This window comes from Pseudomonas sp. MB-090624 (assembly GCF_003205245.1).
GTDB classification, from domain to species: domain Bacteria; phylum Pseudomonadota; class Gammaproteobacteria; order Pseudomonadales; family Pseudomonadaceae; genus Aquipseudomonas; species Aquipseudomonas juntendi.
In genome coordinates this window covers 1-26020 of record NZ_QJRK01000023.1, presented here as the reverse complement: position 1 = coordinate 26020, position 26020 = coordinate 1, and the positions used below count along the sequence as shown (strand labels likewise).

At 52.3% G+C, this 26020-nt stretch carries 29 protein-coding genes; 16 read left to right on the top strand and 13 right to left on the bottom strand.

Translation table 11 applies throughout. The annotated features are described in order from the left end of the window. Window positions 1-2 precede the first annotated feature (2 nt). The gene (locus tag DMX12_RS14360; protein WP_110678237.1) at window positions 3-3059 is read right to left on the bottom strand and encodes an efflux RND transporter permease subunit; all 3057 of its coding nucleotides are present in this window, start codon (window positions 3057-3059) and stop codon (window positions 3-5) included. 6 nt (window positions 3060-3065) lie between these two features. Further along, on the bottom strand, window positions 3066-4166 hold the full coding sequence (locus DMX12_RS14355) for an efflux RND transporter periplasmic adaptor subunit (protein ID WP_110678235.1): 1101 nt from the start codon (window positions 4164-4166) through the stop codon (window positions 3066-3068). A 164-nt stretch (window positions 4167-4330) separates the two neighbouring features. Here DMX12_RS14355 and DMX12_RS14350 point away from each other — a divergent pair, with 164 nt between their 5' ends. Then, window positions 4331-4972 carry a TetR/AcrR family transcriptional regulator gene (locus DMX12_RS14350; protein WP_110678288.1) on the top strand — a complete coding sequence of 214 codons (642 nt, stop codon included), beginning with the start codon at window positions 4331-4333 and terminating at the stop codon, window positions 4970-4972. Between the two features lie 174 nt (window positions 4973-5146). Here the strand turns inward: DMX12_RS14350 and DMX12_RS14345 are convergent, their stop codons facing one another. Beyond that, on the bottom strand, window positions 5147-5923 hold the full coding sequence (locus tag DMX12_RS14345; RefSeq protein WP_110678233.1) for a class I SAM-dependent methyltransferase: 777 nt from the start codon (window positions 5921-5923) through the stop codon (window positions 5147-5149). A 103-nt stretch (window positions 5924-6026) separates the two neighbouring features. Here DMX12_RS14345 and DMX12_RS14340 point away from each other — a divergent pair, with 103 nt between their 5' ends. Then, entirely contained in the window at window positions 6027-6647 is a 621-nt protein-coding gene (locus tag DMX12_RS14340; RefSeq protein ID WP_110678230.1) for an energy transducer TonB, read from the top strand. Between the two features lie 2 nt (window positions 6648-6649). On the opposite strand, the gene DMX12_RS14335 is transcribed toward DMX12_RS14340, so the two are convergent. The 7 genes from DMX12_RS14335 to ppc form a co-directional block, all read right to left on the bottom strand. After that, the gene (locus DMX12_RS14335) at window positions 6650-7336 is read right to left on the bottom strand and encodes an extensin family protein (RefSeq protein WP_110678227.1); all 687 of its coding nucleotides are present in this window, start codon (window positions 7334-7336) and stop codon (window positions 6650-6652) included. Then, window positions 7336-8166, bottom strand: coding sequence for an oxaloacetate decarboxylase (locus tag DMX12_RS14330; RefSeq protein ID WP_110678225.1), 831 nt, complete (start codon window positions 8164-8166; stop codon window positions 7336-7338). Before DMX12_RS14330 ends, DMX12_RS14335 begins: the two co-directional genes overlap by 1 nt. 28 nt (window positions 8167-8194) lie before the next feature. Next, complete coding sequence (locus DMX12_RS14325; protein WP_110678223.1) at window positions 8195-9064, bottom strand: DUF72 domain-containing protein; 870 nt, start codon at window positions 9062-9064, stop codon at window positions 8195-8197. Between the two features lie 3 nt (window positions 9065-9067). After that, window positions 9068-9355 (bottom strand): hypothetical protein, encoded by a 288-nt coding sequence (locus DMX12_RS14320; RefSeq protein ID WP_054912872.1) that lies wholly within the window; start codon window positions 9353-9355, stop codon window positions 9068-9070. 131 nt (window positions 9356-9486) lie between these two features. Beyond that, the gene (gene tsaB / locus DMX12_RS14315; RefSeq protein ID WP_009686987.1) at window positions 9487-10161 is read right to left on the bottom strand and encodes a tRNA (adenosine(37)-N6)-threonylcarbamoyltransferase complex dimerization subunit type 1 TsaB; all 675 of its coding nucleotides are present in this window, start codon (window positions 10159-10161) and stop codon (window positions 9487-9489) included. 231 nt (window positions 10162-10392) lie between these two features. Continuing rightward, window positions 10393-11043, bottom strand: a complete 651-nt coding sequence (gene adk / locus DMX12_RS14310; RefSeq protein ID WP_110678221.1) for an adenylate kinase — start codon at window positions 11041-11043, stop codon at window positions 10393-10395. 257 nt (window positions 11044-11300) lie between these two features. After that, on the bottom strand, window positions 11301-13928 hold the full coding sequence (ppc, locus tag DMX12_RS14305) for a phosphoenolpyruvate carboxylase (protein ID WP_054890345.1): 2628 nt from the start codon (window positions 13926-13928) through the stop codon (window positions 11301-11303). 264 nt (window positions 13929-14192) lie between these two features. Here ppc and DMX12_RS14300 point away from each other — a divergent pair, with 264 nt between their 5' ends. From DMX12_RS14300 to DMX12_RS14260, 14 genes are all read left to right on the top strand, one after another. After that, window positions 14193-14501 (top strand): hypothetical protein, encoded by a 309-nt coding sequence (locus tag DMX12_RS14300; protein ID WP_110678219.1) that lies wholly within the window; start codon window positions 14193-14195, stop codon window positions 14499-14501. Window positions 14502-14532: 31 nt separating this feature from the next. After that, window positions 14533-14859: a hypothetical protein gene (locus DMX12_RS14295; RefSeq protein WP_110678217.1), complete on the top strand. Its 327-nt coding sequence runs from the start codon at window positions 14533-14535 to the stop codon at window positions 14857-14859. Window positions 14860-14950: 91 nt separating this feature from the next. Further along, window positions 14951-15589, top strand: a complete 639-nt coding sequence (locus tag DMX12_RS14290; RefSeq protein ID WP_110678215.1) for a hypothetical protein — start codon at window positions 14951-14953, stop codon at window positions 15587-15589. 302 nt (window positions 15590-15891) lie between these two features. Further along, window positions 15892-16725: a hypothetical protein gene (locus DMX12_RS14285; protein WP_110678212.1), complete on the top strand. Its 834-nt coding sequence runs from the start codon at window positions 15892-15894 to the stop codon at window positions 16723-16725. Window positions 16726-16748: 23 nt separating this feature from the next. Beyond that, window positions 16749-18215: a hypothetical protein gene (locus tag DMX12_RS29030; protein WP_143486391.1), complete on the top strand. Its 1467-nt coding sequence runs from the start codon at window positions 16749-16751 to the stop codon at window positions 18213-18215. Between the two features lie 112 nt (window positions 18216-18327). After that, window positions 18328-18924 (top strand): hypothetical protein, encoded by a 597-nt coding sequence (locus DMX12_RS29025; protein WP_135007171.1) that lies wholly within the window; start codon window positions 18328-18330, stop codon window positions 18922-18924. Window positions 18925-19047: 123 nt separating this feature from the next. Next, window positions 19048-19776: a hypothetical protein gene (locus tag DMX12_RS14275; protein WP_014860579.1), complete on the top strand. Its 729-nt coding sequence runs from the start codon at window positions 19048-19050 to the stop codon at window positions 19774-19776. A gap of 119 nt (window positions 19777-19895) precedes the next feature. Further along, on the top strand, window positions 19896-20570 hold the full coding sequence (locus tag DMX12_RS14270) for a hypothetical protein (RefSeq protein ID WP_146226833.1): 675 nt from the start codon (window positions 19896-19898) through the stop codon (window positions 20568-20570). A gap of 132 nt (window positions 20571-20702) precedes the next feature. Beyond that, window positions 20703-21398 carry a hypothetical protein gene (locus DMX12_RS29020; RefSeq protein WP_146226832.1) on the top strand — a complete coding sequence of 232 codons (696 nt, stop codon included), beginning with the start codon at window positions 20703-20705 and terminating at the stop codon, window positions 21396-21398. An 82-nt stretch (window positions 21399-21480) separates the two neighbouring features. After that, window positions 21481-22191 carry a hypothetical protein gene (locus tag DMX12_RS29015; protein ID WP_146226831.1) on the top strand — a complete coding sequence of 237 codons (711 nt, stop codon included), beginning with the start codon at window positions 21481-21483 and terminating at the stop codon, window positions 22189-22191. A 65-nt stretch (window positions 22192-22256) separates the two neighbouring features. Next, window positions 22257-22499, top strand: coding sequence for a hypothetical protein (locus tag DMX12_RS14265; RefSeq protein WP_110678204.1), 243 nt, complete (start codon window positions 22257-22259; stop codon window positions 22497-22499). Between the two features lie 116 nt (window positions 22500-22615). Beyond that, window positions 22616-23119, top strand: coding sequence for a hypothetical protein (locus DMX12_RS29010; RefSeq protein WP_146226830.1), 504 nt, complete (start codon window positions 22616-22618; stop codon window positions 23117-23119). A gap of 124 nt (window positions 23120-23243) precedes the next feature. Continuing rightward, complete coding sequence (locus DMX12_RS29295; RefSeq protein ID WP_156089066.1) at window positions 23244-23414, top strand: hypothetical protein; 171 nt, start codon at window positions 23244-23246, stop codon at window positions 23412-23414. Between the two features lie 127 nt (window positions 23415-23541). After that, complete coding sequence (locus DMX12_RS14260) at window positions 23542-24270, top strand: hypothetical protein (RefSeq protein ID WP_110678202.1); 729 nt, start codon at window positions 23542-23544, stop codon at window positions 24268-24270. 103 nt (window positions 24271-24373) lie between these two features. Here DMX12_RS14260 and DMX12_RS14255 read toward each other — a convergent pair whose 3' ends face one another. The 3 genes from DMX12_RS14255 to DMX12_RS14250 all read right to left on the bottom strand — a co-directional run. Further along, entirely contained in the window at window positions 24374-24670 is a 297-nt protein-coding gene (locus tag DMX12_RS14255; protein WP_110678200.1) for a hypothetical protein, read from the bottom strand. A 92-nt stretch (window positions 24671-24762) separates the two neighbouring features. Next, on the bottom strand, window positions 24763-25920 hold the full coding sequence (locus tag DMX12_RS29005; protein WP_146226829.1) for a hypothetical protein: 1158 nt from the start codon (window positions 25918-25920) through the stop codon (window positions 24763-24765). After that, the coding region (locus tag DMX12_RS14250) for an IS3 family transposase (protein WP_135192744.1) at window positions 25913-26020 on the bottom strand (108 nt) is incomplete at its 5' end. The genes DMX12_RS29005 and DMX12_RS14250, both read right to left, overlap by 8 nt.

Below are 26020 nucleotides of genomic sequence, written 5' to 3'. Positions count from 1 at the left end.
CTTCAACGCTGCTTTACCCTGAACCAGGCCGCGTACAACGCCGGCAGGAACAACAACGTCAGCACCGTGGCCACGATCAGGCCACCCATGATCGCGACCGCCATCGGCCCGTAGAACACGCTACGCGACAGCGGGATCATGGCCAGCACCGCGGCCAGCGCGGTCAGCACGATCGGCCGGAAGCGCCGCACCGTGGCCTCGATGATCGCTTGCCAGCGGTCCATCCCTGCTGCAATGTCCTGCTCGATCTGGTCAACCAGAATCACCGAATTGCGCATGATCATCCCCGCCAGGGCAATGGTGCCGAGCATGGCGACAAAGCCGAACGGCTGGCGGAACACCAGCAGGAACAGGGTCACGCCGATCAACCCCAGTGGCGCGGTCAGGAACACCATCAGCGTGCGCGTGAAGCTGCGCAGCTGGATCATCAGCAAGCTCAACACCACCACGATGAACAGCGGCATGCCGGCGTTCACCGATTTCTGCCCGCGCTCGGCATCTTCCACCGTGCCGCCCACTTCCAACAGGTAACCGTCGGGCAGCTTGGCGCGAATGCCCTGCAAAGAAGGCAGAATCTGCTTCACCAGTGTCGCAGGTTGCGCCTTGTCGTAGATGTCTGCCCGCACGGTCACCGTCGGCAGGCGGTTACGGTGCCAGATGATGCCCTCCTCGAAGCCATACTCGAGGGTCGCGACCTGCGACAGCGCCACGCTCTGGCCGTTGTCGGTCGGCAACGCCAGGCTGCCCAGGTTGCCCAGCTCGCTGCGCTCCTGCAGCGTACCGCGCAGCAGTATCTCGATCAGCTCGTTGTCTTCGCGGTACTGGCTGGCGGTGGTGCCGGTCAGCGAACTTTGCAGGAAACTCGCCAGGTGCGCGGTGCTCACGCCCAACGCACGGGCACGGTCCTGGTCGATGCTCAGAAACACCGCCTTGCTCGGTTCCTCCCAGTCCAGGTGCACATTCACCACATGCGGGTTCTCGCGCACCTTGGCGGCCACCTCACGGGCCAGCGCCCGCGCCTTCTCGATGTGCTCGCCCGTGACCCGGAACTGCACCGGGTAACCCACGGGCGGGCCGTTTTCCAGGCGGGTGACCCGGGCGCGCAACTCGGGGAACTGCTGGTCCACCGTGGCGATCAGCCAGCTGCGCAGGCGCTCGCGGTCGTCCATCGACTTGGCCAGCACCACGAACTGGGCGAAGCTGGCGGCCGGCAGTTGCTGGTCCAGTGGCAGGTAGAAGCGCGGCGAACCGGTGCCCACGTAGGCCACATAGTTGTCGATGCCATCCTGCTGCGCGAGCAGCGCCTCCAATTGCTTGACGCGCTCGGCGGTATTGGCCAGCGATGCACCTTCGGCCAGCTTCAGGTCGACCATCAGTTCCGGGCGCCCGGACGCCGGGAAGAACTGCTGGGGCACGAAGCGGAACAGCAGGATGCTGCCGATGAAGGCCGCGATGGTCAGCAGGATCACCGTCTTGCGGCGCCGTACACACCACGCCACAACCCGCCGCACACGCTGGTAGAACGGCGTGGCATAAGGGTCTGGCGCCTGGCCATGACGGGCGGCGTGCAGCCGGGCCAGGTCGGGCAGCAGGCGCTCGCCCAGGTAAGGCACGAACACCACGGCGACCAGCCACGATGCCAGCAAGGCAATGGTCACCACCTGGAAGATCGAGCGGGTGTATTCGCCGGTGCTGGAGGCCGCCGTAGCGATGGGCAAGAAGCCCGCTGCGGTGATCAGGGTGCCGGTGAGCATCGGGAAGGCCGTGCTGCTCCAGGCGTAACTGGCCGCCTTGAGGCGGTCGTAACCCTGCTCCATCTTGATCGCCATCATTTCCACGGCAATGATCGCATCGTCTACCAGCAAGCCCAGGGCCAGTACCAGCGCCCCCAGCGAAATCTTGTGCAGGCCGATGCCAAAGTAATGCATGGCCGCGAAGGTCATGGCCAGCACCAGGGGGATGGCCAGCGCCACCACCAGGCCGGTCCGCAGGCCCAGGGAGAAGAAGCTGACCAGCAGCACGATGACCAGCGCCTCGGCCAGCACCTGCACGAACTCGCCGACACCGGCCTTGACCGCCGCGGGCTGGTCCGAGACCTTGCGCAACTCCATGCCGGCCGGCAGGTTGTGCGCCAGGCGTTCGAACTCGCTTTCCAGCGCCTTGCCCAGCACCAGGATGTCGCCGCCATCCTTCATCGACACCGCCAGGCCAATGGCCTCTTCGCCCATGAAGCGCATGCGCGGTGCGGGTGGGTCATTGAAGCCACGGTACACTTCGGCGACATCGCCAATGCGGAAGGTGCGGTCGCCCACCCGAATCGGGAACTGGCGAATCTGCTCGACGCTGTCGAAGCGACCGCTTACCCGCAGTTGCAGGCGCTCGCTGGGGGTTTCGAAGAAGCCGGCGGTGCTGACTGCATTCTGTTCGCGCAGGGCGTTCTGCACCGCTTGCAGCGGCACCCCCAGGGTAGCCAGCTTGAGGTTGGACAGTTCGATCCAGACTTTCTCGTCCTGCAAGCCGATCAGCTCGACCTTGCCCACGTCCTTGACCCGCTGCAGCTGGATCTGGATCCGGTCGGCATAGTCCTTGAGCACGGCGTAATCGAAGCCCTTGCCGGTCAGTGCATAGATATTGCCGAAGGTAGTGCCGAATTCGTCGTTGAAGAAGGGGCCCTGGATTTCCGGCGGCAAAGTATGGCGAATGTCCGCGACCTTCTTGCGGATCTGATACCACAGCTCGGGAATGTCCTTGGAGTGCAGCGAGTCGCGGGCCATGAACGTGACCTGCGATTCGCCAGGCCGGGAAAACGAGACAATCCGCTCGTACTCACCGGTTTCCATCAGCTTTTTCTCGATGCGCTCGGTTACCTGGCGCGACACTTCCTCGGCCGTGGCACCGGGCCACAGGGTACGAATGACCATGGCCTTGAAGGTGAACGGCGGGTCTTCGCTCTGGCCCAGCTTGGTGTAGGACATGGCGCCAATGGCCGCCAGCAGGATCATCAGGAACAGGACGATCTGGCGGTTGCGCAGCGCCCAGGCAGAAAGGTTGAAACCCATCGGGACTTACTCCTTGGCCGTCAGGTTCACTACGCGGTTGCTGCGGTCGACGGGGCGTACCCGCTGCCCCTCACGCAATACATGACCACCGGCGGCCACCACCCAGTCATCGGCGGCCAGCCCTTCGAGCACGGGCACGCTATCGTTGCCGTACGCACCTAGGCGCACCACGGCCCGCTCCAGGCGGCTGTCCTTGTTCACCCGCCAGACATAGGCCTGGCCGTCTTCGGCGGTGACCGCCGACAGCGGTACAGACAATGGGATCAGGCCTTCGGTAGCAATGAATACCCGGGCGCTCTGGCCCAGTTCGGCCGGGGCAGCCGACGTGGTGAAGGCGATGCGGGCGGCGAAGGTGCGCGAGCGCGGATCGGCCGCGGGTGACAGCTCGCGGATGCGCCCCTGGAAGCGCGCCTGCGGGTGCGACCACAGCTCCACACTCACCGGTTGGCCGATGGCGACCCGGGCGAACTGCTGCTCTGGCAGGGCGATGGCCACCTCGCGCTCACCATCGGCGGCGAGGGTGAAGGCGGTTTGCCCAGCGGCCACCACCTGGCCCACTTCCACCTGGCGCTTGGCAATCACCCCGGCCTGGGGCGCACGCAATACGGCATAGGCTGCCTGGTTCCCGGCCACGTCGAACTGCGCCTTGGCCTGCTTCAGGCGGGCCAGGCCGGCACGGTAGAGGTTTTCGGCATTGTCATATTGAGAATGGCTGACCATCTGCCGGTCCAGCAGCTTCTGGTAGCGATCACGCTCGGTGCGCACCAGTGCCAGGTTGGCTTCGGCGGCGGCCAGTTGTGCGCGGTTAGCTTCCAGTTGCAGGCGTACGTCCTGCGGGTCCAGCTCGGCCAGCGGTTGCTCGGCCTTGACCTGCTGCCCTTCTTCGACCAGCCGCTTGCTGACCTTGCCGGCAATACGGAACGCCAGTTCCGGCTCGAAGCGCGCACGCACCTCACCGGGGTAACTGGCGGCCCCCGCTTCGGCTGGCTGCGGCTGCACCACCAACGCCGGGCGCGGGGCGGCGGGGGCGGCGGCTTCCTGTTCGCACGCCGCCAGAAGCACGGCGACGGCGGCGGGCAACGCGATGGACAAGGCCTGGCGCAACATGATGAATCCTTTCGCAGAGGGTACTTCGAATATTTGTACTGGCGGGTATATTAAGTCAGGGAACTGCTGCCGAGAAGCCAGCGTCGATAAGAAATCGCCTGACGATGGCTACGATCACTGCTGGAAACCGCTCCAGCCGGTAATATGGGAGCTTGATCAACCACATGCAGACCACAATGCCCAACGACGCACCCATCGGCCCAGGCCGGCCCAAGGACCTGGCCAAGCGCGAGGCGATTCTCGAAGCTGCCAAGTCGCTGTTCTTAAGCCTTGGCTACGCCAACACCAGCATGGATGCGGTCGCTGCGGCGGCAGGTGTTTCTAAGCTCACCGTGTACAGCCACTTCACCGACAAGCAGACGCTGTTCTGTGCAGCGGTCATGGCCACTTGCCAGACTCAGCTGCCGGACCTGTTGTTCGAGTACCCCGCGGGTGCGCAGGTCGAAGACGTGCTGCTGAACATCGCCCGTGGTTTCCAGGCGCTGATCAGCAGTGACGAAGCGGTCAAGCTCAGCCGCCTGATCATGGCCCAGGGCAGCCTGGATGCAAGCTTTGGCGAGTACTTCTACGAGGCCGGGCCCAAGCGTGTGCTGGCCGGGATGGAAGCGCTGCTGCGCGAGGCGGATGAGCGTGGGCTGCTGCGTATCGACAACCCGCTGCGGGCAGCGGAGCACTTCTTCTGCCTGGTCAAGGGGGCCCCGGATTACCGGCTATTGCTCGGCTGTGCGGGGCCGCTGGAAGGTGATGAGGCAGAAGCGCATGTGCGCGAGGTGGTTGGGGTGTTCTTGCGGGCGTTTCAGCCGTGAAGCAGACACGGGCATTTGGCGGCAGCCCTGTTGTCTCGAATGCTGAATCTTGCTCAATGCCTGTGGGAGCGGGCAGGCCCGCGAACACGGGCGCAGCCCGTGCCAACCACTGCGGTGCCTGCTTCGCGGGCTCGCCCGCTCCCACATCGGCCGCAATAGCCGGTCAGATAAAGGTCAGGCTTTAAGCGCTTTCTTCGGGTAGATGTCGTACCGGCTCGACTTGCCCTCAAGGCTATGGCTGGGTTTCGGCCCGTCAATGATCGGCGCCTTGCGTGGGCGCTTCACCACCACCCGGTGGCTGGCCAGCGCCAGGGCGGCTTCGAGCAGGGCCGGGGCATCCAGGTCGTCACCGACCAAGGGCCGGAACACACGCATCTCCTTCTTCACCAAAGCACTCTTGTCGCGATGCGGGAACATCGGGTCGAGGTAGATCACCTGCGGCGCCTCGCCTTCCCAGGCGCGCATGCGCTCGATGGCATTGCCGGTCAGCAGGCGCATGCGCCCGACAATCGGCCCCACTTCTTCATCCAGCCGGGCGCGCGCCAGGCCATCTTCCAGCAGCGCGGCTATCAGCGGCTGGCGTTCGATCAAGGTCATCTGGCAGCCCAGGCTGGCCAGCACGAACGCGTCCTTGCCCAGCCCCGCCGTGGCATCCAGCACCTGCGGTCGCACGCCTTGGGCGATGCCCACGGCCTTGGCGATCATCTGCCCGTTGCCACCGCCAAACTGGCGCCGGTGCGCGGCCTGGCCTTCGACAAAGTCCACCCGCACCGGCCCCGGTGCCTGCGGGCCCAATTGCTGGATCTGCAAGCCATCAACGCCCACCTGCACGGCAAACCCGGCCTCATCGCCCTGCAACGGCAGCGCCAGGCGCTCGGCCCATGCAGCGGCCTGTGCTGCGAATTCGGCCGTTAGCGCCTCGACCCGGATACCTGCGCCCTGCTCTTCCATCTTCAACACCTAGAAATTGAACCCAGCCGTTAAGGTATCGGCCGCCACGGCCGATACAGGCAATATCCCGCTATTCTGCCAGAGCACAACGCGCGCGACTGCCATGTCAGATACTCTTCCCATCGGCTTGACCTATTTGTCGCCTGTCGGCAACTACAGTCAGCACAACACCCAGGCACTCGGGGGCGTCAGCCACCTGTGGCAGGATTTTTTCGCCCGGGCCATGGCCGAGCGCCAGGAAGAGTCGGTAGACAGCATCAGCCAGTCGTTCGTGCAGTACGACCAGGACAGCGGCGAACCGACCGGCGGCGCCCGCGCGCTGGCCATGATCGACGCGCAGCGCGCCTGCCCGGTGCAGGATACCCGCGTAGTCCCACCCGAGCCGCTGTTTCTGCCCAAGGCCGAGCTGGAAGCCAGCCTCCTGCCGCCGGCCCCCGAGCCTTTCAGCGCCATGGAACTGATCGAGCAACAGCGCCAGCTCGACATCAACAACAGCTGGCTGCGCCCGGTGGTGATGAGCCAGGGTCAGCCGCTGCCCGAGCCCGGACCGGGCCCTAGCCCACGCCCGCTGTTCCTGCCCATCGCCGAACTGGAAAGCGACTTGTTGCCACCCGCCGCCGAACCGTTCGACGATGCCACGCTGAGCAAGCAGCAGACCGACCTGGCGTTCGACCTCCACTGGGCGCGCCCGGTGGTGCTGAACAACGTGCGCGCCTACGCCTGACCTTAGCGGCAGACCTGCCAGCGGCCCATGTCCAGGTGGAAGTGATTGTGGTGCGCGGCATTGTAGTCGGGCCCCAACACAGTGCTGAAGCTTTGGCAGGCAGCCTGCTGCACCTCGCGCAGGAATTGCGCCTTGGCCCCACCCGCCTGCCAGTCACGCGCCAGAACGATGCGCTGACCGTCCTGCAGGCGAAAGCCGCTGATGTCCAGGGCGTTGGCCGTCGCGTGCTGGCTCAGGCGGCCCTGCTTGCGGTGGTAGACGTTGCGGCAGGCAAAGCTGCCCAAATGGTCGACCTGGGTCACCGGCTGACCCAACACCCGCTGCGCGACAGGCTGCAAGGCGTGGTTTTCGAACAGTGCATACGCCACCGCCAGCGGGCAACTGGCCAGAAAGCTGCTGCTCAGGCGCGCCTTGCCGGCTTCGATACGCCACACATTTTCCAGCGGGCAGTTGGCCGAGGCCGGGCTGTCGGCCTGTGCCCGGTAGCGCAGTTGGCTGGTGGCCAGTGCCTGGCGGCACAGCGCGGGGTCATCCCGCAGCCGCGCCAGCTTGTAGGGGGTCAGCCAATTGGGTGGTTGGCGCACATCCAACGGCGCCCAGGGGTTCCACGGCGCGGGCAGGCGCCAGCCCTGTTGCCAGGCAAGCACGGCCAACAACAGCAGGCCGGCCAGCAGCGTCAGGGCCCGCATCAACGGCGGAACAGGTCGTTGAGCTGAGCGAACGGCAAAGCCTGGTCTGCGTAGCCGAAGGTGCCCTGGTCATGGACTTCCAGTGCGGCCCGCTGCAACGCACCCAGGGCCGCACGGGCCAGCGACGAGCCAAGGCTGATGCGGCGCACGCCAAGGTCCTGCAACTGGTTGACGCTCAACGCCACGCCGGCCATGCCCATCAGCACGTTCACCGGCCGCGGGGCCACGGCCTGCACCACCGCGCGCACTTCTTCCACCGTTCGCAGGCCAGGCGCATACAGCACATCGGCCCCCGCTTCGGCGTAGGCCTGAAGGCGCAGGATGGTGTCGTCCAGGTCCATGCGCCCGTGCAGCAAGTTTTCTGCACGGGCGCACAGGGTGAACGGGAACGGCAGGCTCCGGGCAGCCTGCACTGCGGCGCGTACACGCTCCACCGCCAGGCCGATATCATAGATGGGCGCATTATGGCGGCCGCTGGCGTCTTCGATAGACCCACCCACCAGGCCAACCTCGGCGGCACGCAGAATGGTCTGCGCGCAGTCCTCGGGCAGGTCGCCGAAGCCGTTTTCCAGATCGGCGGCCACCGGCAACGCGGTAGCGTCGACGATTTCACCGGCGTTGTCCAATGTGTCGTCCAGGCTCAGGGCCCCTTCGGCATCCGGGCGGCCCAGGCTGAAGGCCAGGCCGGCGCTGGTAGTGGCCAGCGCTTCGAAGCCCAGGCTCGCCAACAGCCTGGCCGACCCGGCATCCCACGGGTTGGGGATGACGAATGCACCGTCACGCTGGTGCAAGGCCTTGAAGGCTTCGGCTCGCAGGGTTTGCACATCCATGGTGGAACCTCCGGCAGTCAGGGAAGGGTCACAGTAGCCCCAGTTGTTCGACCTCGGGTGCGCGCGGCAATTCCGGCAGCGCGGCAAGGCCCGGCAAACGCAGCATCAGGCGCTGGTGAAAATGCCGGACAAGTGCCGCCGCCAGGCGGTTGTCCGAGGTATGCAGGAAGATATAGGGGCTGCGGCCTTCTTCGATCCAGCTGGCCACCTTGTCTACCCACGGGGTGAGAAACACGTCGTTGGCTTGCAGTTCCGGGTGGCCGATGAAGCGTACCTGCGGGTGTTGGGTAAAGGCGGCCGGGCGCGGCGGCACCTTGGGCTTTTTCGACTGCGCATGCAGCACGGCAGGGTCACGCGAAGTGCAGCTGAACAGCGCGCGCGGGTCGAGGCAGATACGCTCGACGCCGCGCTCGTGCAGCACCCGGTTGAGCATGCGCTCCTCTTCACCCTTGGCGAAAAACGCCTGGTGACGCACTTCAACTGCCACAGGCACCGCCAGCTCATCCAGAAAATGGCACAGCTCGCCCAGGCGCGCAGGGCCGAACTGGGCCGGCAATTGCAACCAGTAGGGGGACACTCGCCTGCCCAATGGCGCCATCAACCGGGTGAAATCGAAGGCAGGCTCCAGCTGGTCGCGCAGGTCACCAGCGTGGCTGATGTCGCGGGGGAACTTGGCGGTGAACCGGAAATGTGCGGGCATTACCTGTGCCCAGCGGGCAAGGGTGCCAGGGGCAGGCCGGGCGTAGAAGGTGGTGTTGCCCTCTACCGCGTTGAACACCTGGCTGTAGAAGCCCAGCATCTGGCCGCTGCTGGCGTCGGCGGGGTACAGGTAGTCGCGCCAGGCGTTTTCACTCCATGACGGGCAACCGAGAAAGTAAGGCAGGGGTGATGGACTCATCCATCAAATGTACAGGTCGAGCCCTAGTACTTCCATGTCCCAGTCGGTAAAACCGGCGGTGCTCAGGTAACTGGCCAAGGCATTGGCGGTACGCCGGTCACGGGCGCGAGGGAAAACCATGTCCTGCTGGCGGGCTGGCAGACCAGCGCCAAGGCGGCGAGCGGCGGGCTCAGGTTGCGCGGCTTCAAGGTCATCGACGACCTCTGCATCATCGACCGCATCCTCGCGCACCGCGGCCTTGCGCGGCGTGCGCTTGATCGGGTACTGCGATGAGAAACCGTCGATACGCATGGCATGAGCACTCGGGATCAATGATGGCAATTTAGCAGCATCAGAGCTCCGTCGCTAATGCTTCATTGATAACTGGACCACAGATTGCGCAAAAGGTTTTAGTGTGATCGGCAATAACCGACGGACAGCAGTCATTGCTGCTTCGGGGTAGCTACATTGTCGCGCAGATACACCGGCTGCGCCTGTTCGGCGGTAACTGCCTCGCCACGCGCCCAGGCAAAACCGGCCAGGGCCAGTACGTCCACAGCGCTGGGCAGGGCCTGGGCATCGCTGGCCGCGACTTTCACTGCCAGGCGTTCGGCATAACCCCAACCCGTGCCGGCACCGAACCAGGCACCGGTGCTCTCTAACGGCAGCGCCACCTGCTCGGGTGGCAACACGGCCTCCCTGCCGACCAGGCGCATTTCCCCCGCCGTGGCCTGGTAGCACCCCCAGTACACCTCGTCCATACGCGCATCGATGGCCGCGGCGACCTGCTGCACGCCTTGCTCGCGCAACGCGCCCTGGGCCAGCGCGGCAAGGTTGGAGACCGGCAGCACCGGGCGCTCGAGGGCGAACGCCAGCCCCTGTACCACACCGATGGCGATACGCACACCGGTGAATGCACCCGGGCCCCGGCCAAAGGCGATGGCATCGAGCGCATTCAGTGCCACACCGGAATCGGCCAGCAACTGCTTGATCATCGGCAGCAGCTTCTGGGCATGCATGCGCGGGATCACCTCGTAATGGCTGGTTACCTTGCCGTCATGCAGCAGCGCAACGGAACAGGCTTCGGTGGCGGTATCCAGGGCCAACAGGGTGGTCATCGAACGGGTATCCAGGTGCGAAGAAAAAGTGCGGCATTATAGAGCAGCTGCGCCGTTGTGTCCCCAAGGGGCCGCTGTATGGCCCCTGTGGGAGCGGCCTTGCGTCGCGAAAGGGCCGCAAAGCGGCCCCAGGGTGTCAGCGACGTGGCAAAAATTGATGGGGCTGCTGTGCAGTCCTTTCGCGACACAAGGCCGCTCCCACAAAAAGCGGACCGTGCGCCAGGTGCTGGATCAGCTCAGGGCTGCCAGGACCTTGGCAGTGATGGCTTCAACCGAGCCTACGCCTTCGATGTGGCTGTACTTCGGCTTGCCAGCATTGGCCGCCGACAGCTTCTGGTAGAAGTCCACCAGCGGCTTGGTCTGGCTGTGGTAGACCGACAGGCGATGGCGAACGGTTTCTTCCTTGTCGTCGTCGCGCTGGATCAGGTCTTCGCCAGTGACGTCGTCCTTGCCTTCCACTTTCGGCGGGTTGTACTGAATGTGGTAGGTACGGCCCGAGGCCAGGTGGACACGGCGACCTGCCATGCGACCCACGATTTCTTCATCGTCGACGGCAATTTCAACCACGGCGTCGATATCGACACCGGCCGCAACCATGGCTTCGGCCTGTGGAATGGTCCGTGGGAAGCCGTCGAACAGGCAGCCGTTGGCGCAATCCGGCTGGGCGATGCGCTCCTTGACCAGGCTGATGATCAGCTCGTCGGACACCAGCTGGCCGGCATCCATGACTTGCTTCAGTTCCAGGCCCAGCGGGGTGCCGGCCTTGACGGCAGCACGCAGCATGTCACCGGTGGAAATTTGGGGGATACCGAACTTTTCGGTGATGAACTTTGCCTGAGTACCTTTACCGGCCCCGGGAGCTCCCAGCAGAATAACGCGCATCTTGTGCTCCTCAAATTTTTTTATGAACTTCAATGGATTCGGCGACCAGGGCCAAGTCCGGAAAATCGGGTATGACCATAATTCGGTCAGAGGGCTGCTCAAGATACACAGCGCCCGGCAGCCAGACAAGCGTCCCAAAGTTGCAGGAATGCGCCACTTGCGACCAAGCAGGCAGGTGGTTGCGCCCGGCGCAACCACCCTTTCGCTGCTGCCGTACAGCCGTTACGGCATGCCGACTGCCGCACACGGCCCTGCGCTCAACCGGTGTTGCGCAAGCCGGCGGCAATGCCCGCCACCGTTACCAGCAAGGCCTGCTCCAATGGGCTGTCCAGAGCGGCTTCGCGGCTGCGCGAGCGCGCCAGCAATTCGGCCTGCAGGCGGTGCAGCGGGTCCAGGTAGGTGTTACGCAAGCTGATGAATTCCAGTGTCTCGGGGCTGTGCGCGAGTAGCACCGGCTGCCCGGTCAGGCCAAGCACTATCTGGCAAGACTGCGACAATAGGTCGCGCAGGTGCGCCCCCAAAGGCAGCAGCTGCGGTTGCACCAGACGTTCGTCGTAGGCCTCGGCAATTTGCGCATCCGCCTTGGCCAGTACCATTTCCAGCATGTCGATGCGGGTGCGGAAGAACGGCCAGTGTTCGCGCATCTGCGCCAGCAGTTCGCCTTGGCCACGCGCCAGGGCATTGCTCAGCGCGGTTTCCCAGCCCAACCAGGCCGGCAGCATCAGCCGCGTCTGGGTCCAGCCGAAGATCCATGGGATGGCCCGCAGGCTTTCGATGCCACCGGCGCGGCGTTTCGCCGGGCGGCTGCCCAGTGGCAGGCGCCCCAGTTCCTGTTCCGGCGTCGACTGGCGGAAATACTCGACGAAGTCCGGGTTGTCCCGCACCACACTGCGGTACGCCTTGACGCCATCGGCGGCCAGCTGGTCCATGACTTCGCGCCAGGCCGGCTGCGGCGGCGGCGGTGGCAACAGCGTGGCTTCGAGTACGGCAGCCAGGTACAGGTTGAGGTTTTGCTCGGCAATGCCCGGTAAACCGAACTTGAAGCGGATCATCTCGCCCTGCTCGGTGGTACGGAAACGCCCAGCCACCGAGCCCGGTGGCTGTGACAGGATCGCCGCATGGGCAGGCCCACCGCCACGGCCCACAGTGCCGCCGCGGCCATGGAACAGCAGCAGTTCGACCTGATGCTCGGCACAGATACGCACCAGGTTTTCCTGGGCACGGTACTGCGCCCAGGCCGCTGCGGTGGTCCCGGCGTCCTTGGCGGAGTCGGAGTAGCCGATCATGACCTCCTGCGGGCCGCGCAGCCCTGCACGGTAACCTGGCAGGCCCAGCAGGCGCTGCATCACCGGCCCGGCGTTGTCCAGGTCGGCGAGGGTTTCGAACAATGGCACCACGCGCATCGGCCGGGTCAGGCCAGCTTCCTTGAGCAGCAGTTGTACCGCCAACACATCCGAGGCAGCCCCGGCCATGGAGATGACGTAAGAGCCCAACGAGGCAGCGGGTGCACCCGCCACTACGCGGCAGGTGGCCAGCACCTCGGCCGTATCCGCCTGCGGCTTGAAGTGTGCCGGCAGCAGCGGCCGGCGGTTTTTCAGCTCGGCCTGGAGGAATTCGATGCGCTGCTCTTCATCCCAGTCGGCGTAGCGGCCCAGGCCCAGGTAATCGGTGATTTCGGTCAGGGCGTCACGGTGCCGGGCCGCGTCCTGGCGCACGTCGAGCCGACCAAGGAACAGGCCGAATGTGACCGCGCGGCGCAAGCAGTCCAGCAGCGGCCCCTCGGCGATAACGCCCATGCCGCACTCATGCAGGGACTGGTAGCACAGTTCCAGTGGGGCAATCAGGTCACGATTGTCGACCAGCACCTCGGCGCTGGGCGGCTGGCTGCTGTTCAACGCCGAGTGCGCCCAGGCACGCGTTGCGCGCAAGCGGTCGCGCAACTGCTTGAGCACCGCCCGGTAGGGTTCAGCGCTGTCGCCGGCCTGCTGGCGCAGGGCGGCGTTGGCCTGCTGCATGGACAACTCGGCGGCCAACGCATCGATGTCGCGCAGGAACAGGTCGGCAGCCATCCAGCGGGCCAGCAGCAGCACCTCGCGGGTCACCACGGCGGTCACGTTGGGGTTGCCGTCGCGGTCCCCGCCCATCCACGAGGCAAAGCGGATAGGGGCGGCCTCCAGCGGCAGGCGCAGCCCGGTAGCGTCCAACAAGGCCTTGTCGACCTTGCGCAGGTGGCTGGGGATGGCGTGCCATAACGAATGCTCGATCACGGCGAAGCCCCACTTGGCCTCGTCGACCGGGGTCGGCCGGGTGCGTCGGATTTCCTCGGTGTGCCAGGCCTCGGCGATCAACCGGCGCAGGCGTTCGCGCACGTGCTCGCGTTCTGCCGGGGTCAGGTCGCGGTGGTCCTGGGCAGCCAGTTGGCCGGCAATGGCATCGTACTTTTGAATCAGCGTGCGCCGCGCCACTTCGGTGGGGTGTGCCGTGAGCACCAGCTGGATATCCAGCTTCGCCAGCTGCCGGGCCAGGGCATCGTTGCTGTGCCCGGCCTGCTTCAGCCGCGCCAGCAACTCGGGCAGCACCCGCGCTTCGAACGGCTCGGGCTGGTCGGCATCGCGGCGGCGGATCAACTGGTACTGCTCGGCCATGTTGGCCAGGTTAAGGAACTGGTTGAAGGCCCTGGCCACGGGTAGCAGGTCTTCCTCGGCAAGGTCTGCCAGGGTCGAACTCAGTTGCTCCCCGGGGCCGCGACGGTCGGCCTTGGCGCTGTGGCGAATGGCTTCGATCTTCTGCAGGAATGCATCGCCATGCTGTTGGCGGATGGTCTCGCCCAGCAGTTCACCCAACACATGCACATCTTCACGCAAGCGCACATCGATATCGGTCATTGGCCCCTCTCTCCGTTGCATCCCTTCCAGGCTCCACGCCCTTCCTGTGGGGGCGGGCATGCCCGCGAAAAATCCAACGCGGTGGCTGGCACCGGCTTCGCCGGTGTTCGCGGGCATGCCCGCTCCCACATTGGGGCGGTGACATTCACCCAAGAGTGCCCCCAGCCAAGCAGCGATGGCAAGCAGGGATCGGCCAAAGCAAACTAAAGTGAAGGTTGAGCACTCACATGCCATGCAGCCTTCGAGGCGTAACCAGAGGTCATCATGAAAATCCGTGAACTCGCCCAGCACTGGGAACAGAATGCCGCCGGCACCTTGAGCCGAACCGGCCATGTCCTGCATCTGGACCTGGAGTCCGAAGCGCGCCTGGCCGCGCTGATCGACATGTACCCCAAACGTACCGCCGAGGAACTGCTCGGCGAACTGGTCGCGGCCGCGCTTGAAGAAGTGGAAGCCAGTTTTCCCTATGTGCCCGGTCGCCAGGTCATCGCCACCGATGAAGAAGGTGACCCGATGTATGAAGAAAGCGAGCACACAATAGGAAAAATTCAGAAACCCATGAGAACCGCGTAAACCGTGCCTTCCAGTGAAAAGAGGATCAACCATGAACACTTTCCGCGAGCTGCTGAAAAGCTGGGAAGAGAAAGGTGCAGAAGCTCAGGATCTGGTAGAGGTAAACGTCTCGATCCACCGAGCCGACCTAGTGAAAATCAAGGCGTTTTCTGAGGTGTATGGGCTGTCTGAATCCACCATCACGGCCACCCTCCTGACAACATCTATAAAGGAAGCAGAAACGGCAATCCCATACGTGCAAGGTTCTGAGGTCATCCGGGTAGAGGAAGGTGAATCAGTCTATGCAGACGCTGGGAAGACACCGGCATTGGTCGAAGCTGAACACAGGATTCACAAGGCAATGTCAGGTACTGACTGACAACGCTACGGCAATTTGCCATGATCCAGTACGAACGGATTACGTACCACGAAGCCCCTTCACTGGGGCTTTCATGCAATGGGATTAGGAAATGAAAGACAGGGATTTTCAAGGTCAGGTGGATGACCTGTTGAAACGTGCCTACTGGAATTCACGCTATTCAAGTGAGATTCGCAGGCTTCACAACATTGCTACTGAAAAGCAAAAGCCCCGGCTGAAAAAGACCATTTCAGAAGCTATTGCTGCAAAAGCTGTTGAGCCTAGCCATTCAAGGTCATACAAGCGGTTTCTGAGCAGTGGGAGCTTTGCACCCTACTCTATCTTCATGCGGGCCTTGTTCGTGCCTCACATGGAGAAGGAATTGACTGAGGTATTGAAGCTTGTCCTGTTCAGTGAATCATCCACTAGCACGGGCAGCAGGAAGGCCGTAGAACTGGCAATGAAGGCTTACCCCAAAGCCATTGGCTGGAATGAGCCAGAGGCTCTAAAAGCCTTGAAAGACGCTGTAACGGTGATCGAGTCCTACGACCATGACCAATCAACGGAAACGGCCCAAGACGAGCTGAAATCAGCGTTTGAGCTGCTAGTGAATGCCGAGGTGAAAACCAGTGCTGAAATCATCAGTATCCGGTGTTACAGCCAGCTTTCCCGGCTTCAAGTGAAGCTCCAAGGCACTGACCTACATGATTTAGCTACTATGGCATACAACAGAGCTTGCTACCTGATTTGATAAATCAGAGAAATCACAAAGCCCCTTCATCGGGGCTTTTTTGTGCCTATAGATGCAGTAAACCCCCTAATCTCAACCAGAATTAGGGGGCACCGCAACCAACAATTAAAATAATAAGAATATAACAAATCCTTAAACCCTACACTCAATTTATCATCAAAATAACTATTGTCAAATTCAATTATCTAAAAGAATAATAACAAATTTAAATAATAGGCCATATTTAAACGGAAATATGACATGGAAATAATTGCAATATTAAAATAAAGTATTATAATATATATGTAACTACTGGAAATATAATGAGAAGTGAAGACATAAACAATGAGATATTCCTAGAGGAATTTATAAAATACAAGCATGAGCTAACATCAAAATCCATAAAGGAAGGTATTGGTAGAGAGCTTACACAAAAAGAACTAAATTTTGACAACGCCTTAGAGCTATCAATGCTCTATAAAAATGAATTCTCTAAAACGAACGTTGAAGAAATAAAAGAATTCATCAAAGAAAACCTTGTTGAAATCTCCAACAACAAATTCAAAGCAATAGCTCACAAAATATTAGGCATTCGCCTTGAGGTCGATATAGACATTAACGACCTATCCGATAAAGTCTTAAACAATTACGATAAGCTAACTGATTTATCAATCCGATTCTTAGAGGAAATGGGCTGTAATTGTGGCCGTGGCATAAAACTAAATAGTGAACGCTTGAAAGACCTAGGAGGTGAATTGATGTGTGATTATATGCTTCACACAAAGCAAGGATTCAATGTAGAGCAGCTAATGAATAAGCATATCTACCACATACTAATTGAGCTTGGAGATAACTATTCAAACATGGATGCAAACTTTAAGGATATGGATGATTTGAGATTTGAAGACGGAAAAGTAATCCTACCAAAAAAAGCAATGCTCACTCAGCCGGGAAAACAGGTTGATATTAGTGATGGTTACGGTGGCGGTTACGAATTAACAGCATTGCTTAAAGACAAAAAGTTTGTTGCAGAACTTGAACAACGTTTCAAAAACTATACAAACTCAAACGTAATGCGATTGAAAAGAGAATTTGACATGGAGCTTGGAAAAGAACCCAGCAAAAAACCAGTCATAAAAAAACTAACTGATTTATAAAAACAATATCAACGAGTACAAGCATGAATACAATAGAAGAAATAACCGAGGTAATTTTAAGCCGCTCGAAGTTTAAAGAAGACCACCTAAAAAAATTCTCAAACGATGTATTACTTGAAAAAATTGCTGGCAAAGCAGATTTAGAATCACCAGAAACAAAGAAAGCAGCAAAATTCGTATTAGTGTTAATCAATGAGCTTAGAGCTAGGTGCGAATTTATAAATCCTGATGTAAGTGCAAAATACTGGAATGAAGAGCAAACCTATAATTACGCATCTGTTGATAACACAACATACGGACACACCAAAATATTTTCTAAATTCCTAAATACCTATGACGTTACAGGGGAAAGCTTCAAGCCATTACTTGAACGATTAAAAAATAATCCAGATGAAATTTTATCTACGGCAATCTTTGAAGAGATACAAAAGGTGCATAAGTCGTGGAGCAATATTTATCGTAACGCTGATAGCTATTTGAATTTAAGACTCAACCACGTTGACACACAAGAAATTGAATCAGTTAAGACACTGGTAGAGTGCGGGCTGTTTACAAGGCTAACAAATGACAAGTTAGGATTTATGGCAAATATCATGAAACCTACCTGTTACGAAGAAGATAGAGTATTTCACCATGACAGGGAATTCAAAAGGGATGACATATTTACACTACTCTGCAACAAATACTCTAAAAGCTTAGATTTCAACTTTCACATTTCAGGTGACACATACTTGATATCCAAAGATGACAGATATTTTGTCATAGGGACCGATGAGCAGAGAAAATTCATATTCAAAGAAATGGATGATGAGTTAGTCATTGACGGTTACACAATTGATTTCAAGGATATTAAAAACAATCCTGAAAAAAGCGAATCCGTAAGAGTCATGATTGAAATGTGTCTTTCTGAGGTATCCAGAAAGCAAAAGACCAACAACATGTCGCCTAGGGAGGCAGTGATTTTTTCGATTGGTTATTTACTGGAACACAACAACCAGTATAACGGCGATTACTTGATAGAATCAACGCTTGAAGATAACAGGCACGTCTTGCAGTGCCTAGCGTCAGATACAGTAAATGAACACAATAAAGGCTTTGCTTTTACTAAAGATTCTAGGGAGCAATTAACTAGCTTTGTCAAATCTTTGAGAGAAGACCATTTATATGACGGAAATCTACGAGCAATAAGCCATTTCATGCACAACCAGCCTGAATACAAGCTCAGCGAATACAATCATGATGTGTATGATTTGGTTTCAGGAGTTGAAGAATCCAATAAATCGAAAGAGGTCAAAGCAGTGAATATGTTGGTAAGTCACTACGAAGCCGATTTAAGCCCAATGGAAACATTATTGAAAATCGCTAAAAAATTTGATGACTACACCATTTCACTACTTGAGAAAAAGCTGAAATCAAGTGGTATAGACATAGATGAATTCCAGAAAGACCTTAAGACAAAGAACAAACCAGCTACAAAGTATCCATTTTGACAAAACCTAATATTTGCCGAAATAGAAAATATATTAATTAAATAGAATAAAGGGGGTTGATAATAAAATTATCTATGATTTAATTAGTATTAACCCAACAATGAGGATTATTATGACAATAACAATTAAACTAACGGTTACTCCATTTGTAGATGTTGCACACATAAAAAACAACAACCAATACATTAAGCTAGAACCAAAAAGAAGAACATTGAAATTTGCAGTATTAGGAGAAGGTAGAAAACGCATTGTGCTGGATGTTTGCAATTTCATGGTTAAGACCTTCAATGAAAATCCAACAAGATTCATGGAAACATCAAAACTTGAACCAATGTTGAAAAGCTGGTTTTACAAGGTTTGCTATCATGAATACAAGAACTACAAAAGTGAAACCCATACTGAATTTGAAACATCATGCATTCAAGAGGGTAGAAGGTTAGTTTTAGAGGCTCTAGGCTTGGCCCAGACAGAACCATTGCCAGTCCCTGAGACATTGCACGAAAGCACCCAAGAAGAGCTTATATCAGAGATAGCAGCGATAGACCCTGAGCAATTAGCTAATGAAACGTCAATCAGCTTGCCAATCGGCAATGGAAGGTCTGTAACACTTTCGTTCCCGAAAGACCTAAACCCGGATGAAGCGAATTTGATAACAGATGGCTCACTAGATTACTTCAAAATCCTCCTAAAAACGAACTACAAAAAATAAACAATGCCAGCGTTAAGCTGGTTTTTTTACGCCTAAAATAAGTGAATCAGTATTTTAGTATTGCAAAGTTGAACAATATAATGCACATGATAAAATAAATATAATTAACAATGCTGGTGCATTATGAAATACAAAAGCGTAGAAAGGATTGAGGAATTAGGTTATGGAATAACAATCAAAAGGTCAGGTGATGGATGGATAGATATCAAGTTATGCAATCAAGGTGAAGAAGCAGTAGCTGTAAAATGCAGAACCAATGCAGAAACAATGGAGAAAATTAGAGCTAGAATTTCTGGTGAAATTGGTATAAAGCCTGATACCTACCTATCAGGTGCATTAGACCATCTTTATGTGAATGCCCTCCTACACACAATCAAAAATGACTTGCCGTTAGCTGATGTAGCAAAGGATATGGCTTACACGCTCAATGAGAATGACAGTAGGTTTTTAGCAGATAAGCTCAATGAAAAACCAGCTGCAGTAGTAGCACCTGAACCAGAGCTGTTCTATTGGATAAAAGCCCAGAAAGGTACAGTGCAATTCAGCAACGAATTTGTTGGTACTGAAAATGGGCTTCAACAATACCTTAAAAGTTATCAAGGCGAAGTGAAAGGTATTGAGTCATTCCCCGTGGAATTTAGAGACGACCACAGAGAGATTGAACGTATCATCAGATGCTTCAAAAGCGATTCTGGTGATAAGAGCCAAATCCGTGAGTCAATATCTAACTTTGATGATACAGCTAAGAAACGCCTAATGGTTAGGCTTAAAGAGAATGAAATTAACGTCAGCGACTTCCAAGATAGATACAAGAATGATGATATCAAGAAAAAACACAAGCCTACTATGTAGACCAAGACCAGCATATGCTGGTTTTTTATTTTCACAAACTTAGTAATAAAGTGAATAAACAGGGTTGATAATATTTACGGTTATGGTATTTGTACTATTAACCAACTTCGATTATTAAGATGAAACTCAAAGAACAGAACTCTAAGAACAAAGGAATTATCTATTCAACCAGTAAATTCTGGTCCGTTGCTGGTAAAGCTGTTTTCAAAGAAACGATTTCTGAACATTATGGCGTAGAAGCATTAACCGCCAAGAAAGCATTAGCATATTTGGTTAAGCATAAAGCTATGTGTGAAGGCTACATAGCTGAAATGAAAGACCTACCCCTAGAAAGTAACTGGTATGGCCGTAAGCAGACCCCAAGAGCCATTGTGAAGCTCAATGCTCTACGCCAGAACATCACCAATAGCATGAACAAACTGAACATGCTCTATGAATATGAGCTTGTGGTACTCAACAAAAGGAACTCAGTGAACGGCCCTGATTACGGAGTTGAAAGCTTCACAGCATTCAAGAATAGGCTTGATAAGGAATACAAAGTTAAGGAAATCACAGAGGATGAATTCAATAGACAAAACGATATAATCACCAAAAAATCCAAAATCAAAAAATACAATGATATATTTTTCTTCTGGTGGTTCCTATGCTCACTCTTAATCTCAGTTACATTTGAAAGTGATATTGCTGAATACCTGAAAGATTACAGTCAAGAAAGCGTGGCTCTTTCAACAATCGCAATAGTATCAGCTTTGATTTGGCTACCGCCAAAAATCATGAATAAAATCATAAAGTAAAACTGAAAGATAACCAACCAGCACGAAGCTGGTTTTTTATCGAAAAATAATATATCGAATAAAACGAATAAACAGGGTTGATAAATAATGAAATCATGATAATTGTACTTGTAACCAACAAGACACTTTATTATGAAAATAAATGCAGATGAAAAACAAACCTTTGATTTTTTAAAACAAGAGAACAAATTCTGGTCAGTGAGCAAAGATGAAGTATTCAAATCATCAGTAGCCAACTATTACAGCTTTGATATTCTTCCCGCCGCAAAGGTAGCTACCCGTCTTATCAAGAACAGGGCATGGGAAACAGAAAGCCTCAAAATGGCCCGTGATTCTCTTGGAGGAGCTGGTAGGTTTAACCGTAGGAAAATCGTTGCTGAAATACAGGATTATGAAGCCCACATAGCAATGATTGAGCAAAAGCTAGACGTGCTTAGGAAGACCAAACGCAATCAGCTACTAGCATTCAGAGATTTGTATGCAGGCACCGATTCACATTTCAACGACTTGTCATACGCAATGATGAATATTCAAGAACTGAAATCTGCCTTGATAAGCAGCCATGGCCTAAAAGAAATTGAAGAAGAAGACTACGAGTTCTTATCATCAGATGTGACTGATGAAGAAAATTACCTTGAAAGACTTGAAAGCAAATATAACCGTAAGATTGGAAGACTACATTGCTGCTTTATAGCTCTATGGGTTGGAGGTGTTGCATTCATCAATAACAGCGAAATGTCATTGTTAGGATGCTTAACTACTGTAATTATGTATTTCCTTGCACCGCATATCTTGAGGCAATATATAAAACCAACACGACCGAAATAATCATTTCAAAAAAGTGAATAAAGGAGGTTGATTAACATTTTCATTGTGATAAATTATATATTAACCAACTTCCTTACTCATTATGGACAACACAACAAACAAAACAGAAAAGATAAGCATAAAGAACATTGTCAAATTAGCTTGTCTCCCAGCATTAACACTCATACTAATTAACATTTACCTTCCTGCAATATTTGAAGTAATTTCATTGTCATTCAGACTTTTTGCTGACCTAATAATATTTCCGTATCAAACAGTTATGTTGTGGTTTAGACAAATTAAAGACCCTATACCTAGTGAGTTATTTAATTTATTTTTACTAAAGCTATTAGAGCCATTGGAGATTACAACGCATAGATTATTATTGGTTTTTAACAAACTATCATTTGCAGAATTGTATTGTCTGCTGCTAATGTCCAGTGCAGCATTATTTTTCGTCTTGCGTAAAATTGGGAAACAAGAAAAAGAATTAAAGACTGCAATTAACCTTTTACTTGCATCTTTTGCTTTTGATGTAACTTTTAATGCTATTGCCATATATATATATTCTGATTCAATTTTGACCATGACTCCAGATACTAGCCCCCTAATATGTAATTTAGCTGGCTTCTTAACATGCTTTACATTGTGGAATCTTTTCTCGGCTTTGGTTATTTACAATGAAGAAAAAACTATAAGGAACGACGCTATACCGAATGGCGTATGTGTAGATAAGATTTACAGGAAAATAAAAGACAACCATATTGAAAATAATTATGAAGCATTTAAGGAGGAAATCAACAAAGACCGCTGAGGCGGTTTTTTGCCATTGAAATTGCGTCATTAAATGATACGCTAATAAAAACAACTGAGAATAATATGTCTAAAAAAAGTAAATACACCAGAGTAGATGGATGGGATGATTCAGAAGGCTTCTTATCTGACCAGCAAATTAAAGCCTTGCAAGCGGATGAGAAGGCGATGCAGTTAGAAGAAGATGCATGTTCCAAAGGCGAAGAATTGCAAATCATATCTGATGAAGTTATTGACTTCATAAACGAACACGTCCCTAGGCACAAAATCAGTAAAAAATATAAGGGGACCAAGGTATTCTTGAAGTAATTAACCGCTAAGGCGGTTTTTTATTAACCAATGATATTGAAAAAAGTGAATAAAGGGGGTTGATATTATAATACTAAATGCTACATTATTCTTAAGTTAACATATATTATAAGCCGATGGATAAATTCAAAACGATACTGAAAGCAGCAAATTCAAAAACCCTAGAAACACTATTGAGCAGAACAAACAGCGAAATAGATTCACTAGATAAAAGAATAACAGCAATAGAAATCAATGCTGAAAGCGTAAAAAATAAACAAGACAGTCTGGACGCAAAAGCATTTGTGCTATTTGGATTGACAGTAATATTAATATGCTTCCTTGGTATTCAGTCATTGAATGAAATGGATTTAACAAAACTACCATCAGATATGTTCAAAGAAGCCTATCAATTACAAATTCAAGTGAAGATATTGCTTACAATTGTATTCCCAATGACAGTGATTGGTTTTGCATTAAGGTCATTATTAATTCAGATAGACAGCCTACCCTGCAGAAAAGATAAAGCAATTAATGAATTCAAGAATAAAACGTTAGTAAGGCTTTATCGCTGCAAAGAGCGTAGCACTACACATAGAGCAAAATTGATTGAAGAAATAGCAAAATCAAAGACAACCTAAATTAGAACCAGCAATAGCTGGTTTTGTTGAATTGAAATAATTGATAAAAAAGTGAATAAAGGGGGTTGATAATAATTATTGAAATGCTATAACTAGAGTACCCAACAACAATAAAGGAAACTGAATGAGCAAATATGTAGACTTAACCGTAAAGAAATCAAAGGCGTCTGTAATTATAGATAAGACAGTAATGGGATTATTCATCATCGGAGTTATAGCATTGTGCTTTGGTGCCGTTAGCATGATGAATGATGGGAAAGGAGAAATAGATTTAAGGATTGAACAGAAACAATAAGGCCAGCGAAAAGCTGGTTTTTTTGTGCTCGATGAAAACTAAATATATTCAAAAAAGTGAATAAAGGGGGTTGATAATATTAAATGAAATGCTATAACTATAGTACCCAACAACAAAAAGGAGCAATATGAAATTATTAATTACTTTGACACTAATGGCGTTATCAAGCATCGCAATAGCTGATGTAACCCCAACCTTCACAAACAAGACCGATTTGATTTATGTTAGCAAAAAGACTCACGACGAGCTTAATAAGCAATACAACACAATGATTGATGATGTTAACTCTCAAATCACAATCTACGGAGTCATGAGCAAAGATTACATCAAATTAGTATCAGCCTCAGTGATTTACAAAAATGAGGAATGCGTCAGGGAAAGTATTGAAGAAAAAGAATGGTGCGAACTAAAAAGAAATCAGCTTATAGATGTCTTAACGTCCTCTGTTATGGAAAGCAATAGCTATAAATCCAAGGTTGAATTGTTGCGAGAAAAAATGAAAAACCCTGATTTGATAGTTAATGAAATTTATGAGGAACAAATAGATTATTATACCAATAGATTAGAAACTAATGGATTAACCAAAGAAGAATGGTATGAATTTGAAAATCTGTTAGAGATTTACTGGAAAAGAAATGAATCTGCTATATCTAGTAAAAAACCAATAACATTCTTAGAATCTGCTATGTTTAATGTAAATAATGAAGAATCAGGCATCAACAACACAATTAAAGATTTATTTCTAAAAAACCCAATAATCTTCTTAATAATCTTCTTAATAATCCTTATTGTAACGCAATGTATCGTACATCTAATATTTAGAATAAGATATTCTACCCTTAAAGGCAGAAATTAATTGTAGAAAAATCAAGCCAGCATTAAGCTGGTTTTATTTCGCATAGACTTTACAAAACGTAAAACAGAAGTTTACATACATGTAAAGCTACACGTTACATAGACTAGACAAACGAAAGCTCCAGCTCCCCTACCCCATCACGCCACTGTAAGCTAACAGCCGTCACACGGTCATCATCTGCATAGTTCTCTACCATATGTGAAACACCCAGAACGAGGCTTTCACAGCCCTTTCCATTGAGGATGAACCTCACATGATAAGACTGCTTTTCGTCTTTGTAATGAGTAATTTGGGGCTTGTATGAAGCCAGTGCTTTAAGCTCAGCGACTACGCCATACAAAGCATCAGAGAACGCTGGAGACTCATCTGTTTTGAGAAATGAACCCGGTATGTAGGACATGGAAAATTCCGTAATTGTTACTCATACAAATACACCATAAGAAAATTAAGTCAAAAAAAAACGCCAATGGCGTTTCTATTGTTTTCTGGTATTCAGTCAAATTGGCTATAGATTTCATCATCTGGCCATACCTTGCGTGGTGTATGTTCTGGCTTAGGTGAATTATCCGATTCACGTTCCCATGCGTCAAAGTCAGGAACAACATTCCATGGGTCAATCTCAGGAGCTGAGGAATCAGAATTCTCAACATCAACAGCTTGTTCTGGGATAGAAGCTTTAAGAGCCTCGGGGTTAATCCCAATCTTAGCCATTGTCATAACAATTTTGGCTAAGTGCTGGTCAGTAGTTAATGATTCTTCTGAGGCAACAAACGTAGGTTCAACGACATTTGGGAAATAATCAGTTTCTTCAATAACAGTATATTCAACTTCAATATCTTTCTTACCAGCGGATTTATCACTAACGGTTAATTTTTCAGCGAACTTAACCAAATCAAATGAAGAGTTTAGATAAACGTTTTTGACAGTAACTGTATTACCAGATTTCTCATCATCCACGTTTTCTACAAAACCTATTTCTTTTAGATATGCGAAAGCTTCATTAAGAGTTCTAACGTTCGTTTTCCTATTCCCAGTAAGCCCTAGGGTCTTTATTGCAGTATTAACTGAAATTCTAGCAACTTTCTTTTTCTTTCTATTAACCTCAATAACCCTAGCTAGTGCATTTAAAAGATTGAATAGAATCCTAGTGGTTCCCGAGTTCAATGCCATTTGACTTAGATAATCAACTTTAAGCTTCCATGTATCCTTGATTATTGACTCAATGAAGATATCACCAAAGACAGTGGAGAATACGTTTTTGTTTTCGTCATAACCAAACTTGTAAACGTATCTATCATTAACGATATTTCCATTAACCATTTCAAATCTTGTCGATGAGTGGCTTAATCTGCTATTTAGGTCGTATAGAACTTCTTTATAGAATCCCTTGCTCTTTGTATCCAAACCTAAGTCTTTAATCATCAAATCAACATCAATAGTTACGGTTGATGTTGAAGAATAATCCATACTAATAGGGAAATTAGACATTTGCTGATGTAAAATTTCAATCATGTAATTCAAAATAAGAAAATGTAAATTAGTGTTGAGCTGGTAGCCGTAAAAAACGAAGCTCTTGTATTGGGTACCCTCTAAATCCTTCTTATCTAAAATGACAGTGGAAGCATGAATCGCCCCTGCTTTCCTAGACACTCTCCAAGCTCAGGAAATAGCGTTTCTCATACTCTACTGGAGACAGCTGCATAGCACTGCTGTGTCGACGCTTAGGGTTATAGAACATCTCGATGTAATC